The organism is Streptomyces millisiae, from assembly GCF_031845425.1.
GTDB lineage: Bacteria > Actinomycetota > Actinomycetes > Streptomycetales > Streptomycetaceae > Streptomyces > Streptomyces millisiae.
Genome location: NZ_JAVREM010000098.1, coordinates 1 through 15028, shown reverse-complemented (window position 1 = coordinate 15028; position 15028 = coordinate 1). Strand labels below are relative to the sequence as shown.

Here is a 15028-nt window from a genome sequence, read left to right as displayed (position 1 = left end):
CCCCCCCCCCCCCCGCCCCGGTGGCCACGCCCCGCCGGCTAGGCGCTCGCGTCGGCCGCCTGCGCGCGGAGTGCCCGTTCGACGCCCGCGCGGGATTCCGTGACCAGCCGCCGCAGCGCCGGTGTCGGGTCGGTCCTGGCGAGCCACGCGTCTGTCGCCGTCAGCGTCTCCTCGGAGACCTGGATCACCGGGTAGAGGCCGACCGCGATCTGCTGGGCCATCTCGTGGCTGCGGGACTCCCAGACGTCCTTGAGCGCGGCGAAGTACTTCTCCGTGTAGGGCGCGAGCAGCTCCCGCTGGTCGGTCTGGACGAAGCCGCTGATCACGGCCTCCTGGACCGCGTTCGGCAGCTTGTCGTCCTCGACGACCGAGGCCCAGGCGGCGGCCTTCGCCTCCGGCGTGGGCCGGGCGGCCCGGGCCGTCGCCGCGTGGCGCTCGCCCGCTGAGGTGTGGTCGCGCTCCAGCTCGGCCGCGATCTCCGGCTCGTCGGCACGCCCGGTGGCCGCGAGGCGCTGGAGCAGCGCCCACCGCAGCTCGGTGTCGACGGCCAGTCCTTCGATCGTCACGGAGCCGTCCAACAGGCCGGCCAGCACGTCGAGTTGTTCGTCGGTGCGGGCCGTGGCCGCGAAGGCGCGGGCCCAGGCCAGCTGGTGGTCGCCGCCGGGCTCGGCGGCGCGCAGCCGCTCCAGGGCGGCGTCGGACCACTGCGTGAGCCCGGTCGGCCGCCAGTCGGGCGCCGCGTACAGGTCGAGAGCCAGCTTGACCTGCCGGTGCAGGGACTGGACGACGCCGATGTCGGACTCCCGGCTGATGCCGGAGAGGACCAGTGCCAGGTAGTCGCGGGTGGCCATCTCGCCGTCGCGGGTCATGTCCCAGGCCGAGGCCCAGCACAGCGCGCGCGGCAGCGACAGGGTGAAGTCGGCCAGGTGCTCGGTGACGACGGCCATCGAGGCCGGGTCGAGCCGCACCTTGGCGTAGGAGAGGTCGTCGTCGTTGAGGAGGACGACGGCGGGGCGCGGCCGGCCCTCCAGGGACGGCACCTTGGTCAGCTCGCCGTCGACGTCGAGTTCGAGCCGCTCCACCCGCTCCAGCGCGCCGTCGGTCAGCTCGTAGAGGCCGATGGCGATCCGGTGCGGCCGCAGCGTGGGTTCGCCCTTGGCGCCCTCCGGCAGCGCCGGGGCCTCCTGGCGGACCGCGAACGAGGTGATGACGCCGTCCGCGTCGACCTCGATCTCGGGGCGCAGGATGTTGATGCCGGCGGTCTCCAGCCACGCCTTCGACCAGGCGGTGAGGTCGCGGCCGCTGGTCTCCTCCAGCGCGGTCAGCAGGTCGGAGAGTCGCGTGTTGGACCACTCGTGGCGCTTGAAGTACGCCTGCACGCCGCGGAAGAACTCGTCCATGCCGACGTACGCCACCAGCTGCTTGAGGACGCTGGCGCCCTTGGCGTAGGTGATGCCGTCGAAGTTGACCAGGACGTCGTCGAGGTCGCGGATCTCGGCCATGATCGGGTGGGTGGAGGGCAGTTGGTCCTGCCGGTAGGCCCAGGTCTTCATCTGGTTGGCGAAGCTGGTCCAGGCGTGCGGCCAGCGGCTGCCGGGGGCGTGCGCCTGGCAGGCGATGGAGGTGTAGGTGGCGAACGACTCGTTGAGCCACAGGTCGTTCCACCACTCCATGGTGACCAGGTCGCCGAACCACATGTGGGCCAGCTCGTGGAGGATGGTCTCGGCCCGCATCTCGTAGGCCGCGTCCGTCACCTTGGAGCGGAAGACGTACTGGTCGCGGATGGTGACGGCGCCCGCGTTCTCCATCGCGCCGGCGTTGAACTCCGGGACGAACAGCTGGTCGTACTTGGCGAACGGGTAGGGGTAGTCGAACTTCTCCTGGAACCAGTCGAACCCCTGCCGGGTGACCTCGAAGATGGCCTCGGCGTCGAGGTGTTCGGCGAGCGAGGGGCGGCAGTAGATGCCGAGCGGCACCGTGCGGCCGTCGCCCTCCCAAGTGCTGTGCACCGAGTGGTAGGGGCCGGCGATCAGCGCGGTGATGTAGGTGGAGACGCGCGGGGTGGCGGCGAACTCCCAGACGTTGTCCTTGGGCTGCGGCGTGGGGGAGTTGGAGATGACCGTCCAGCCCTCGGGCGCCGTCACGGTGAAGGTGAAGGTGGCCTTGAGGTCGGGCTGCTCGAAGCAGGCGTAGACGCGGCGCGCGTCCGGCACCTCGAACTGGGTGTAGAGGTATGCCTGTTGGTCCACGGGGTCGACGGAGCGGTGCAGGCCCTCGCCGGTGTTGGTGTAGGCGCAGTCGGCGAGCACCCGCAGCTCGTTGTGGCCCTCGACCACGGCCGGCAGCGCGATCCGCGAGTCGGCGAACACCTCGGCCGGGTCGAGCGCGGTGCCGTTGAGCTCCACCTCGCGCACCTCGGGGGCGATCAGGTCCACGAAGGTGGCGCCGGCCTCCCGGGCGGTGAACCGCACGACGGTCTCGGAGCGGAAGGTCCCGCCCTCCTGCGCCCCCGAGAGGTCGAGGGTGATGTCGTAAGCGTCGACGCTGAGCAGCCGTGCCCGCTCCCGCGCTTCCTCCCGGGTCAGATTCGTGCCTGGCACCTGGTCTCTCCTTAAGCCGCGAGCTCTGCCGTGCCGCCATCCTTCCACGGAAGACGCGGCCGGGGCGGGCGCGCGGCTGCTCGCCGCGTGCCCGCCCCGGTTTCCGCACCGTCGCCCCTGGGGGTGGCTGGGGGTGACTTACGGCGCGGTGACCCGCTGGATGGAGACGTGCCCGGTCCCGGTGACGGTGCCGGCCGCGTTGCGCAGCTCGACCTCCCCGAAGACCTGGCGGCCCGCGCCGGCGTCCGCCGCCGCCTCGGCGACGGTGACCTCGGCGGTGACGTCGGTCGACGCGCCGCTGGCCAGCTCGACCACGCGGTCGCCGTCGACGGCCACCGTGCCGAGCCCGGCGCTGAGGTAGGCGTCCCGGTAGGCGAAGGTGGTGGAGCCGGCCGGGACGGCGTAGCCGTGCACCTCGATGGTGTAGCTGCCGGCGGCCGGGTCGGTCAGCCGGACCAGCTCCTCGGCCGAGGAGCTGGTGGACTGGCCCACCAGTTCGCCGTCCAGGTACACGTACAGGTCGAGGTCGGCGCCCGGGTCGGCGGCCGAGCCGATGGTGACCTCGAACTGCGAGACGCCCTCGCCGAGTTCCACCTCGCTGGTGAGGTACTCGCCCGGCGTGATGGTCGGCGTGTCGCTGAACGCGGAGCCCAGCTCACCGGCCGCCAGGGAGCCCTCGATGGGGGCGAACCCGTTGGTGACCTCCCAGGTGACGGGCGTCGGGGTGCCGACCGTGGCCTCCTCGACGGTCACGGTCTCCGGCTCGAAGGTGGTGCCGAGCGCGCTGGCGGTGAGCGTGTAGGGGTTGCTCAGCAGCGGCGAGGTGCGCCGCGACTCGACCTCGAACTCCCAGACGCCCGGGGTCGGGTCGTCGTAGGAGCGCAGGTCGGGCCGGCAGGTGTTCGCCGGGTTGGTGTAGTTGGGGTAGCAGTTGACGGTGCTGGAGTCGTCCGCGGGAAGGCCCTCGGGCGAGATGGCGATCCAGCGGGTCTGGCTGCCCTCGGCCAGCCCGGACATGGCGACCTCCAGCGTCCTCGTGCCCTCGGGCACGGTGACGAAGTAGGAGGTCGAGTCGTTGCGGGTGGCGGTGCCCGACTCGGTCAACGCGTAGTCGGGGGCGCCCAGTTCCTGGGGCACGACGACGGTGGCGAGGACGTGCTGGTCGATGCCCTGGGTGGCGCGGTCGTTGACCGTGAGGATGGCGCTGTGGACGCCGGAGGACCGCGGCTTGGCCCGCAGCGTGACGGTCACCGGCTGGTTCAGCGGCAGCGTGACGCTGGAGGGGCCGAGCAGCCGGAAGGTGTCGTCGTGGTTGTTGGTCAGGGCCAGGTCGTGCCGCACCGGCCGGTTGGGGCCCGTGGTGCGGACGATGGTGACCTCGTACTCCTCGGACTCGCCCACGGCCGGGGCGCTCTCCCGGTCGTAGACGCCGGTGCCCTGCCCCGGGGTGGCCAGGTGGTCGGCCAGGACGTGGTCGACGGGGGCCGTCACGGTGTACTCGTGGGCGGTGGCGCCGCGGGTGATCAGCCGCCAGGCGGCCGGGATGTCGATGAGCCCGGCGCCCTGCTCGTGCGCCTGCACGCCCCTGATCGAGTCGGCCGAACTGGTCAGCGCGGTGCGCAGGTCGGCGGCCGAGAGGTCGATGTTCCGCTGGTCGGCGGCCGACAGCAGCAGCGCGGCGGCGCCGGCGGCCTGCGGCGAGGACATCGAGGTGCCCTGGAGCATGCCGTAGCCGGCCGGCAGCGCGTAGCCGGCCTCGGCGACGGGGGCGCCGGGCTGCCAGGTCGGGATGGTGTTGATCGACGCGCCGGGGGCGACCAGGGTGGGCTTGAAGCCGCCGTCGTCGCGCGGGCCGGCCGAGGAGAACGGCAGCATGGCGTACGAGGTCCGCACGCCGGAGCCGTAGTTGGCGGCCCAGGTCTCCCGGGAGATGCCGGCGCCGACGCTCACCACCAGGTCGGCGACGGACGGGTCGCCGATGGTGTTGGTGCCGGGGCCGTCGTTGCCCGCGGAGATGAACAACTGGACGTCGTAGGTGGTGATCAGCTCGTTGTAGAGCCTGGCGCGGGCGTTGTTGCCGTCGTTGAGCGCCGGCAGGCCGCCGATCGAGACGTTGACGAGGTCGACGTCGCGGTTGACGACGAGGTCGATCATGCCCTCGAACAGCGCGGTATAGGTGCAGCCGCCGCCGAACACGCAGGCGCGCGAGGAGACGACCTGGGCGCCGGGCGCGGCGCCGTTCATCTCGCCGCCGAACAGGCTGTTGGCGGCGGTGATGCCGGCCACGTGGGTGCCGTGGCGGCCGGAGACGATGCCGATGTTGACGAAGTCGGCGGTCTGGCCGACCCAGTCGCCGCCGTAGGGGTCCATCGGCACGTCCTCGCGGATCTCCACGACGAACGGGATGGCCTCGGCGATCTCGGTGTCGGGGTCGTCCGTGCCGAACCAGCCGATCTGGCCGCTGTCGCCGTACGGCCGCAGCGTCTCCTCGTCGGCGAAGTCGCCGTCGTTGTCGAGGTCGACGCGGACGGTGCCGGCCTCCGGGTCGTAGAGCACGGCCCAGCTGTCGGTGGTGTCGCCGTCGCGGTTGACGTCGCGGCCGATCTCGCCGACGGCCACGGACTCGCGGAAGGCGTTGATCAGGTACTCGCCCTCGGGCGCCGTGTACTGCCGGCCCGAGTAGGCGAAGGAGGAGCCGGAGACGGCGGTGACCATCGCGCGCCAGGAGCCGTCGCCGTCGATGATCGGGTCGGTGGCGGTGACCCAGTCGGTGATCTTCGGTTCGCCGGTGGTGGTCTCCTGGAGCGCCGGGTGGGCGAGGTCGACACCGGTGTCCAGGACGCCGATGGTGACGCCGCGGCCGTCCCAGCGCGGGTGGTCGTCGACGAAGTCGACGGCGCCGGTCTCGTGGGCCGGCTGGTACGGGTTGACGGCCGGGGTGTCGGCGTCGGGCGCCGGGTAGGCGCGTCCGGCGTTGCCCGAGCCCGTGCCGGCACCCGTCTCGGGCAGCGGATCCGGCACGGGGATCTCGTCGTTGAGGTCGATGGCGTGGACGGAGTCCAGGCCGACGGCCTCCTCGATGGCCTGGTCGGCCCGGCCGGTGCGCACGGTCACGCGCACATAGCCGATCTCGTCCTCGGTGAAGCCGACGGAGGCCCCCGGCACGTCGCCGACGGTCTCGGCGACCTCCTCGGTGGCGCCCGGCTCGGCGGCGATCATCATGGTGACGAACGGCTCGTCACCCGCCTTGGCCTCGGCGAGCAGGGCGGCGTCCTGGGTGGAGAACTTCTCGCCGATGGGCTTGTCGGTGACTGGTGGGGGAACGTCGTCGGCGGCCAGCGCGGGGGTGAGGCCGGCGAGACCGAGCGAGGCCACCAGACCGGCGGCCAGGGTGACGCGGGACAGCGGTCTGTGACGTGATCTCTGTGACATGGACATCCTCGGTCGGATCTACCTGATCAGGATGACGGGTCATCCTACGGAAGTACCGGAATCCTGGCGTCACTTGTGACCAAGGTTGTCCCATTCCTATCGGTAACATTTGTGTTACTCGCATTTACCAGGTCGGCGCGGGGGCCTCGGGTTTTCCGCGTCGCTCAACGGGGCAGCACCACCAGATAGTTGGCCGGCGGCCCGGCCGCCGCCGCTCGCAGCGCCGCCCGCACCCTGGCCGCCTCGCCGAGCGGGCACTCGCGCAGCCGCCGCGGCGTGACCCGCACCAGCCGCACCCCGATCCCGGCCAGCGTCCCGCGCCACTCGCCGGCGCCGCCCTCGGTCCGGTCGTCGATCTCCACCGCCACCCCCTGCGCCGGCCAGTAGGCGTCCACCGCGCCCACATAGGGGCCGTCGGGCAGCCAGAGCCCCACGTTCCAGCAGGGGTCCGGCAGTCGCCCCAGCCGCACGGCGTCCAGCAGCCGTTCCTCGGAGACCGACCGGCCCTCGGCGAGCAGCGTCCGTACCGCGCCCGCCACCTGCGGCCGGCCGAGCAGCCGGGCCCTGGCCAACTCCCGCAGCGCCGCCGACGCCTCGCAGTGCCCGCCCCGCACCGCCTCGGTCAACAGCCGCCGTACCGTCGTCGCGTCCCCGATCCGGCCCGCCGCGTCGGCCAGCGCCCGCTCCACCGGCGCCACCGGAAAACCGGCCAACTCCACGGCCCTGGGCAGCACCTCGGTCCGCACCAGCCGGGCGGGACCGGACGACCGCAGCCGCCGCGTCCTGGGCACCAGCACGTCCATCCGGTCCAACTCCCCGAGCGATGGCGCCCCGTTGAACCCGTGCAGGGCCAACGCCGCGAGCCCCGTCACCACCGCCTCCCCTGGCCGGCCCCCGATGTAGCCCAACACCGCCCGCAGCGTCTCCTCCCCGCTCGGCGGTCCCGCGTGCAGCAGGAAGACGCCGGGCAGCGGCATCTGCCACGGCCCACCGGGCCGACACCGCTCGTGCGCCGCCGCCACCGGCACCCCGTGCCGCCGCAACTCCCGCGTGGTCATCACCGACCGAACCCCCTCGGCGAGCTGTCGCAACGGCCGGGGCACCAGAGGTGTGTTCTCACTCATGCGCCACCGATTACCCGTTGTCGCCGCCCGACTCCACCGCTGTTACCCGCCTGTGGGCAAACGCGGACCAAACTGGGGGAAATGGACGTCAGTTCGGGTCGCGTCACCCTGCCGGGCCGGAGCCAACGCGACGTCCGATCACCGCCGGCGGGCCACGGCGGCGGCGGTGACGCTGGTGACATGACGACCGACACATCGACGACGACCGACTCGACGGCCGTACTCACCGGCATGTACGCGGCGGAGGCGGAGTACCTGGCGGCCGGCGGCCCCGGCAAGGCGTCCTTCGCCCCGCTCGCCCCGTACTTCTCGCCCGACGTCGTGCTGCACCAGGCCGAGGCCCTGCCCTTCGGCGGTACCTGGCGCGGGCACGCCGGCATGGAGCGGTTCTTCCTGGCCATGAGCCTGGCGTGGGAGTCCTTCGACATGGTGGAGCAGGAGTTCCTGGCCACGGGCGAGACCGCGGTGGTCCTCACCCGGGTCCGGGCCCGCGCCCGCACCACCGGCCGGGAGCTCGCCTTCCCCATCCTGCAGACCCTCACGATCGAGGACGGCCGGATCGCCCGGGTCCAACCGTTCTACTGGGACACCGCCGCCATCGCCGAAGCCTGCGCGGGGCCCGCCGGAGTCGCGTGACGTCGCCGCGTTGGGGGCCGCGTCCGCGATCGAGCGAGGTGCCGGGTAGACAGAACCGGTGACCAACCAGCCATACCCGCTGCGCGCCGTTCGGGACGAGGAGTTCGACGCCTGGGCGCGCATGATCGCCGACACCTACGGCCTGGACCGCACCGACGAGGAGCTGGCCGACCAGCGGGCCGCCACCGACCTCGCGCGGACGCTCGGCGCGTTCGACGAGGGCCGGCCGGTGGCCGGCGCCTCCGTCTACCGCAGGGACCTGACCGTGCCCGGCGGCGTTCTGCCGGTGGCCGGCGTCGCCTCCGTGGGCGTGGCACCGACGCACCGGCGGCGCGGCCTGCTCACCGCGATGATGCGTGCCCAGCTCACCGACCTGCACGAGAACGGCCGCGAGCCGATCGCCGCGCTCCGCCCTTCCGAGGCCGGGATCTACGGGCGCTACGGCTACGGCCCCGGCACGCTGGGGAACCGGATCCGCTGCGACCGGCGCGCCCTGCGCCTCCGGCCGGACGTGGACCACGGCGACGGCGTCGTGCGGCTGCTCGACCCCGGCACGGCCCGCCCGCTCGTCGAGCGGGTCTACGACGCGGCACGGGCCACCACCGTCGGCTGGCCCGACCGGCAGGAGCCGCACTGGCGGGCCCGCCTCGCCGACCACCCTCCCCCAGCTAACGCTGGGAGGTGCCCCCATTCGGCTTCGCCGCGCCGCGGCGGGGCCACCGCCCTGCGGTACGCCGTGCACCACGAGACCGACGGCCGCGCCACCGGCTACGCCCTCTACCGGCACCGCACCGTCGGCGACACGGCCGTGGCGGAGGTCGTGGAGCTGGCGGCGCTCAGCCGCCAGGCGTACGCCGCCCTCTGGCGGTTCCTCGCCGGGCTCGACCTGGTGACCTGGATCGACCACGAGGCCGCGCCGGACGAGCCGCTGCCCCACCTGCTCGCCGAGCCCAGGGCCGTCACCTCCACCCTGGTCGACCGGCTCTGGGTGCGCCTCGTCGACGTCGAACGGGCCCTGGCCGGCCGGGGTTACGCCCAGCCGCTGGACGTCGTGCTCGACGTGCGGGACGACTTCTGCCCCTGGAACACCCGGCGGTACCGGCTGCTCGCCGACGGCGCGGGCGCCGCCTGCGCGCCCACCACCGACCCCGCCGACCTGCGCCTCACCGTCGCCGAACTCGGCGCCGCCTTCCTCGGCGGCACCACCCTGGCCACCCTCGCGGCCGCCGGCCGCGTCGAGGAGACCCGCCCGGGCGCGCTGGCCCGCGCCTCGGCGGCCTTCCGCGGCGAACGCGAGCCCTGGTACCCCGGCGGCTGGGCCTTCCCGCTCTACTGACGGCGGGTCGGCTCCGTCGCCCCGACCGGCGCGGCGACGCCTCGCCAGCAGTGCGCCGCCCACCAGGGGCCGTCCCCGGCCGCCGGCGCGTCAGCGCCCCTGACAGGACGGGCACCAGAAGAGGTTGCGCGCCGCCAGGGTCGCGGTCGCGACCTCGGCCGCGCAGACCAGGCAGGGCTGACCGGCACGGCGGTAGACGTAGACCTCGCCGCCGTGGTCGTCCACCCGGGGCGGCCGGCCCATGGCCTCGGGGGTGTGCTCCGGGCGGACCGTGTCGATGCGGTTGTTGCGGACGCCCTCCCGCATCAGGGCGACCAGGTCGGACCAGATCGCCGACCACTCGGCGGGGGAGAGGGAACGCCCGGCGCGGTAGGGGTCGATGCCGTGGCGGAAGAGGACCTCGGCCCGGTAGACGTTGCCCACCCCGGCCACCACCTGCTGGTCCATCAGCAGCGCGGCGATCGAGACGCGACTCGCGGAGATCCGCCGCCAGGCCCGCTCCGGGTCGGCGTCGGCGCGCAGCGGGTCGGGGCCGAGCCGGGCCTCGATGGCCGCCTTCTCGCCGTCGGTGATGAGCGCGCAGGCGGTGGGCCCGCGCAGCTCCGCGTAGCCGGCGGCACCCACCAGACGCAGCCGGATCTGCCCGACCGGGGCTGGCGCGGGACCCTCGCCGAAGGCGACCTTGCCGTACAGGCCGAGGTGGATGTGGACCCAGCCTACGGGGCCGAAGCCCAGGAAGAGGTGCTTGCCGTGCGCCTCGGCGCCGGTCAGCGGCTGCCCGTCGACCAGCGCCGCGCCGTCCGCGAACTTGCCCTGCGGGCTGTCCGCCCGCACCGGCCGGCCGCCGCCGAAGCGCGTGGCGTACTCGGCGGCGAGCCGGTGGATGGTGTGGCCCTCGGGCATCAGTGCCCTTCGGGGAGCGGCGGCAGGGTGCCGTCCTTCTCGTAGGCGGAGAGCATGTCGATCCGCCGGGTGTGCCGGTCGGCGCCCGAGTAGGAGGTGGAGAGGAACACCGCGACGAACGAGGTGGCCTCGTCCGCCGAGTGCATCCGGGCGCCGACGCTGATCACGTTGGCGTTGTTGTGCTCACGGCCGAGCCGCGCCGTCTCCTCGCTCCAGGCGAGGGCGCAGCGCACGCCCGCGACCTTGTTGGCCGCGATGGCCTCGCCGTTGCCCGAGCCGCCGATCACGACGCCCAGCGCCTCCGGGTCGGCGGCCGTCCGCTCGGCGGCGCGCAGGCAGAACGGCGGGTAGTCGTCCTCGGCGTCGAAGACGTGCGGGCCGCAGTCGACGGGCTCGTGGCCGTGCTCCTTCAGCCAGTCGATCAGATGGCCCTTGAGCTCGTAGCCGGCGTGGTCGGAACCGAGATAGACGCGCATGGGGACGAGTCTGTCATGTCCCTCAGCCGCGACGGCCGACGAGGTGCCAGGCCGCCGGCAGCGCGCCCATCGCCAGCGCCGCCTTCAGCGCGTCACCGATGAGGAACGGCACCAGGCCGGCGTCGACCGCCTCGGCCGCCGACATGCCGGTGGCCACCGCCAGGTAGGGGACGCCGACGGCGTAGATGATCGCGGTGCCCACCGCCATCGTGCCCACGGTGCGCAGCACGGTCCGGTCGCCGCCCCTGCGGGCCAGCGCGCCCACGGCGGCCGCGGCCAGCATCATGCCGATGACGAAGCCGAACGACGGCATCGCCGTGCCCGACTGGCCCTCGGCGAACCACGGCATGCCCGCCATGCCGGCCAGCAGGTACAGCAGCATCGAGGTCAGGGCGCGCGCCGGGCCGAGCGAGGCGCCGACCAGCAGCACGGCGAAGGTCTGACCCGTGACCGGCACCGGCGAGCCGGGCACGGGCACGGACAGCTGGGCCGCGACGCCGGTGAGCGCGGCACCGCCGACGATCAGCGCGGCGTCCCGGACGCGGGCCCGGGAGGCGGTGGCGGCGGGCAGCAGATCGGCCAGCACGGCTGTGCTCATCAGAGGACTCCGAACGGTGAGGCGGCAGGGGAAAGGAGACACCCTGACGCTAACCGAAGGAACGGGCGATCTTCGCGTGGGTTTGCCGACATATCCACCTCGGGCCCGTTGGTGGAAAGCGACAGCCCGCCACCGGCCCGTTGATCAACTGGCAGGATGAGGCGACGCGTTGCCCGGCCGGCACCGGGCGGCGCGCCGGCCGGCCCGCCGCCCGATCGTCTTCTCACCTTCACGGCGGGCGGCGGGCCGGTGGCCTCCCGGTCGCGCCCGGCCTCAGTCGAACTGCGGCTCGGCGTCGCGGGTGCGCTTGATCTCGTAGAAGCCGGGCGTCGAGGCGACGAGCAGCGTGCCGTCCCACAGCCGGGCCGCCGCCTCGCCCTTGGGGGCCGGGGTGACCACGGGACCGAAGAACGCTATCTGCGCGCCGTCCGCGCCCGGCACCGCGATCACCGGGGTGCCGACGTCCTGCCCGACCAGGTCGATGCCCTCCTTGTGGGAGGCGCGCAGCCGCTCGTCGTACTCAGTCGACTCGGCCGCGTCCGCCAGCGAGGCCGGCAGCCCGGCCGCGACCAGCGCCTCCTCGAACGTGGCCCGGTCACGCTCCTGCTTCCGGTTGTGGAAGCGGGTGCCGAGCTCCGTGTAGAGCGGCCCGAGCACCTCCGAGCCGTGCTCCTGCTCGGCCGCGACGCACACCCGCACCGGGCCCCACGCCGTCTTCATCATCTCGGCGTACTGGGCGGGCATCTCGTCGAGCCGCGGCTCGTTCAGCACGGCCAGGCTCATCACGTGCCAGCGCACCTCGACGGGCCGGACCTTCTCGACCTCGAGCATCCAGCGCGAGGTCATCCAGGCCCAGGGGCACAGCGGATCGAACCAGAAGTCCGCCGGGGTCTTCTCCGACATCGGGTCTCCTCGGGTCATGTCTGGGGGCGGCCGGTGACACCTGGCCACGACACCGGCCCAACACTCGCGGCCGCCCGCGCATTCCCGCCCGTGCGCGGGCGCCGCGTCCCGTGACATGCTGGCCGCGCCCAGCGACCAGAAGGAGCAGAGGGAGCTCACGTGCCCGGAGAGAACCTGACCCGCGACGAGGCCCGTGAGCGGGCCCGGCTGCTGACCGTGCACGGCTACGAGGTGGCGCTCGACGTGCGGTCAGCGATCGAGTCGCCGCCGGTCGCCGGGGGCCGCACCTTCCGCTCCACCACCACCATCCGCTTCGCCTGCGCCGAGGACGGCGCGAGCAGCTTCGCCGACCTGCTGGCGCCGACCGTCCACTCGGTGACCCTCAACGGCGTCGAGCTGCCGGTCGACGAGGTCTTCGACGGCAGCCGGGTGCGCCTGGAAGGGCTGCGCGAGGAGAACGAGCTCACGGTGGACGCGGCCTGCGCCTACAGCCGCACCGGCGAGGGGCTGCACCACTTCACCGACCCCGAGGACGGGGAGATCTACCTCTACACGCAGTACGAGCCGGCCGACGCGCGCCGCGTCTTCGCCAACTTCGAGCAGCCCGACCTCAAGGCGCCCTTCACCTTCCGCGTCACCGCGCCCGCGCACTGGACGGTGCTCAGCAACGGCGCCGAGACCGGTCGGTCACCGGTCCCAGGACCCGGGGAGCCGGCCGCGACCTGGCACTTCGCGACCACCAGGCCCATCTCCACCTACATCACGGCGGTCGTCGCCGGGCCCTACCACTACGTCACCGACCACTACGCGCGCGAGCTGCCGGGCGGCGAGCGCCTGGAGATCCCGCTGGGCGCGCTCTGTCGCAAGGGGCTGGCCAGGCACTTCGACCCGGCGGAGATCTTCACCACCACCAAGCAGGGCTTCGACTTCTTCCACGACCACTTCGGCTTCCCCTACCCCTTCGGCAAGTACGACCAGGCGTTCGTGCCCGAGTACAACCTCGGCGCGATGGAGAACCCGGGCTGCGTCACCTTCCGCGAGGAGTACGTGTTCCGTGGCCGCACCACGCGGGCCGCGTACCAGGGGCGGGCCAACACCCTGCTGCACGAGATGTCGCACATGTGGTTCGGCGACCTGGTCACCATGGAGTGGTGGGACGACCTGTGGCTCAAGGAGTCCTTCGCGGACTTCATGGCCGCCTTCTCGCTGGTCGAGGCCACCCGCTTCGAGGAGGGCTGGATCTCCTTCGCCAACCGCCGCAAGGCGTGGGCCTACCGGGCCGACCAGCTGCCCTCCACCCACCCGGTGACCGCCGACATCCGCGACCTCCAGGACGCCAAGCTCAACTTCGACGGCATCACCTACGCCAAGGGCGCGAGCGTGCTCAAGCAACTGGTGGCGTACGTGGGGCGCGACGCGTTCCTGGAGGGCGCGCGCCGCTACTTCCAGCGCCACGCCTACGGCAACACCACCCTGGCCGACCTGCTGGCCGTCCTCGGCGAGACCTCGGGCCGCGACATGACCGGCTGGTCGCGCGCCTGGCTGCAGACCGCGGGCGTCAACTCCCTCACGCCGCGGGCGACGTACGACGCCGACGGGCGCCTGACCGAGCTCGTCGTGCACCAGGAGGCCCCGGAGAGCCACCCCACGCTGCGACCGCACCGGGTGGCCGTCGGCCTCTACCGCCGCGAGGAGCCGGGCGGCCCGCTGGTGCGGTACGCGCGCGCCGAGGTGGACGTCGAGGGCGCCACCACCGCCGTGCCGGCACTGGCCGGCGCCGAGCGGCCCGAGCTGATCCTGGTCAACGACGAGGACCTGACGTACTGCAAGGCCCGCTTCGACGAGGGCTCCCTCGACACCCTGCGGGCCCGGCTCGGCGACATCGCGGACCCGCTGGCCCGGGCGCTGTGCTGGTCGGCGCTGTGGAACCTGACCAGGGACGCCCTGCTCCCGGCCCGCGACTTCCTGGCCCTGGTGCGGGACTTCGGCGGGGCCGAGACCGAGATCGGGGTGTTGCAGATGGTGCACGCCTGGGCGCACACGGCCCTGGTGCACTACACCCCGGCGGGCGCGCGGGACGAGGCCGCGCGCGGCCTGGCCGAGGCCGCGCTCCACCAACTGCGGCTCGCCGCGCCCGGCAGCGACCACCAGCTGGCCTGGGCCCGCTTCTTCGCCTCCTGCGCCGCGTCCGACGCCGACTTCCAGCTGCTGACCGGCCTGCTGGCCGGCACCGCGCGGATCGACGGACTCGACGTCGACCAGGAACTGCGCTGGGCCTTCCTCGAACCACTGACCGCCCACGGCCACGCGGGCGAGGCCGAACTGGCCGACGAACTCGCCCGCGACGACACCGCGTCCGGCAAGCGCCACCACGTCCGCTGCCTCGCGGCGCGCCCGTCCGCCGAGGTCAAGGCCAGGGCCTGGGCCGAGGTGGTGGAGTCGGACGCGCTCTCCAACGCGCTGGTCGAGGCCACGATCGACGGCTTCGCCCAGCCCGGCCAACGGGAACTGCTCGCGCCGTACGCGGAGCGGTACTTCGAGGCCATCGAGGGCGTCTGGGCCAAGCGGACCATCGAGATCGCGATGGCCGTCGTACGGGGCCTCTTCCCCGCCTACCAGGACGAGCAGGCCACGCTCGACGCGACCGACGCCTGGCTGACCACCCACGAGTCGGCCCCACCGGCCCTGCGACGCCTCGTCCTGGAAGCGAGGGACGACCTCGCCCGATCGCTCCGGGCCCAGGCGGCGGCCTGACGCATCGCTGCGCTCGGCTTCGGCCGCCGGCGGTGTGCTGCGCTCGGCGTTGGCCGCCGGCCCGCAGGGCCCGGCTCGGCGGCTCCGCCGCCACGAGCCGGGCCTTGCGGCCGTGCCGGCCTTGCGGCCGTGCCGCGCCCACCCACCCGCCCCTTGGCGGGTGGCCTCGCGCGGCGGGGGCCGCGTGGCCCGGCGGCGCAGCCGCCGCGGGCCCAGGGCCCGCCGGGCCGCTCACCGCGCGGAACGCGCGAAAAGGGGCGGGGCGG

Annotated in this window: 10 protein-coding genes; 3 read left to right on the top strand and 7 right to left on the bottom strand. The window is 73.5% G+C overall.

Features of this window, described 5'->3' with window-relative positions; genetic code table 11:
• Positions 1-38 precede the first annotated feature (38 nt).
• From pepN (RNC47_RS33860) to RNC47_RS33850, 3 genes are all read right to left on the bottom strand, one after another.
• On the bottom strand, positions 39-2600 hold the full coding sequence (gene pepN / locus RNC47_RS33860; protein WP_311604453.1) for an aminopeptidase N: 2562 nt from the start codon (positions 2598-2600) through the stop codon (positions 39-41).
• A 138-nt stretch (positions 2601-2738) separates the two neighbouring features.
• Positions 2739-6032, bottom strand: coding sequence for a S8 family serine peptidase (locus tag RNC47_RS33855; RefSeq protein WP_311604451.1), 3294 nt, complete (start codon positions 6030-6032; stop codon positions 2739-2741).
• Positions 6033-6196: 164 nt separating this feature from the next.
• Positions 6197-7156 carry a hypothetical protein gene (locus RNC47_RS33850; protein WP_311604450.1) on the bottom strand — a complete coding sequence of 320 codons (960 nt, stop codon included), beginning with the start codon at positions 7154-7156 and terminating at the stop codon, positions 6197-6199.
• Positions 7157-7336: 180 nt separating this feature from the next.
• On the opposite strand from RNC47_RS33850, the gene RNC47_RS33845 reads away from it, so the two are divergent.
• Both RNC47_RS33845 and RNC47_RS33840 read left to right on the top strand, forming a co-directional pair.
• Entirely contained in the window at positions 7337-7792 is a 456-nt protein-coding gene (locus RNC47_RS33845; RefSeq protein ID WP_311604448.1) for a nuclear transport factor 2 family protein, read from the top strand.
• Between the two features lie 58 nt (positions 7793-7850).
• The gene (locus tag RNC47_RS33840; RefSeq protein ID WP_311604446.1) at positions 7851-9128 is read left to right on the top strand and encodes a GNAT family N-acetyltransferase; all 1278 of its coding nucleotides are present in this window, start codon (positions 7851-7853) and stop codon (positions 9126-9128) included.
• A 90-nt stretch (positions 9129-9218) separates the two neighbouring features.
• Here RNC47_RS33840 and RNC47_RS33835 read toward each other — a convergent pair whose 3' ends face one another.
• The 4 genes from RNC47_RS33835 to RNC47_RS33820 all read right to left on the bottom strand — a co-directional run bounded on the left by RNC47_RS33835 (position 9219) and on the right by RNC47_RS33820 (position 12008).
• The gene (locus RNC47_RS33835; RefSeq protein ID WP_311604444.1) at positions 9219-10031 is read right to left on the bottom strand and encodes an Fpg/Nei family DNA glycosylase; all 813 of its coding nucleotides are present in this window, start codon (positions 10029-10031) and stop codon (positions 9219-9221) included.
• Complete coding sequence (locus RNC47_RS33830) at positions 10031-10507, bottom strand: ribose-5-phosphate isomerase (protein ID WP_311604442.1); 477 nt, start codon at positions 10505-10507, stop codon at positions 10031-10033. The genes RNC47_RS33835 and RNC47_RS33830 overlap by 1 nt, the downstream gene beginning before the upstream one ends.
• A 22-nt stretch (positions 10508-10529) precedes the next feature.
• Positions 10530-11105: a biotin transporter BioY gene (locus RNC47_RS33825; protein ID WP_311604441.1), complete on the bottom strand. Its 576-nt coding sequence runs from the start codon at positions 11103-11105 to the stop codon at positions 10530-10532.
• Positions 11106-11378: 273 nt separating this feature from the next.
• Positions 11379-12008, bottom strand: coding sequence for a mycothiol-dependent nitroreductase Rv2466c family protein (locus RNC47_RS33820; protein WP_311604439.1), 630 nt, complete (start codon positions 12006-12008; stop codon positions 11379-11381).
• 159 nt (positions 12009-12167) lie between these two features.
• Here RNC47_RS33820 and pepN (RNC47_RS33815) point away from each other — a divergent pair, with 159 nt between their 5' ends.
• Entirely contained in the window at positions 12168-14762 is a 2595-nt protein-coding gene (pepN, locus tag RNC47_RS33815) for an aminopeptidase N (protein ID WP_311604437.1), read from the top strand.
• Positions 14763-15028 lie beyond the last annotated feature (266 nt).

Excerpts from the sequence above, each read along its gene's own strand:
- RNC47_RS33855 (WP_311604451.1), bottom strand. The coding sequence starts at position 6,032 with ATGTCACAGAGATCACGTCACAGACCGCTGTCCCGCGTCACCCTGGCC.
- RNC47_RS33850 (WP_311604450.1), bottom strand. The coding sequence starts at position 7,156 with ATGAGTGAGAACACACCTCTGGTGCCCCGGCCGTTGCGACAGCTCGCC.
- RNC47_RS33845 (WP_311604448.1), top strand. The coding sequence starts at position 7,337 with ATGACGACCGACACATCGACGACGACCGACTCGACGGCCGTACTCACC.
- RNC47_RS33835 (WP_311604444.1), bottom strand. The coding sequence starts at position 10,031 with ATGCCCGAGGGCCACACCATCCACCGGCTCGCCGCCGAGTACGCCACG.
- RNC47_RS33830 (WP_311604442.1), bottom strand. The coding sequence starts at position 10,507 with ATGCGCGTCTATCTCGGTTCCGACCACGCCGGCTACGAGCTCAAGGGC.
- RNC47_RS33825 (WP_311604441.1), bottom strand. The coding sequence starts at position 11,105 with ATGAGCACAGCCGTGCTGGCCGATCTGCTGCCCGCCGCCACCGCCTCC.
- RNC47_RS33820 (WP_311604439.1), bottom strand. The coding sequence starts at position 12,008 with ATGTCGGAGAAGACCCCGGCGGACTTCTGGTTCGATCCGCTGTGCCCC.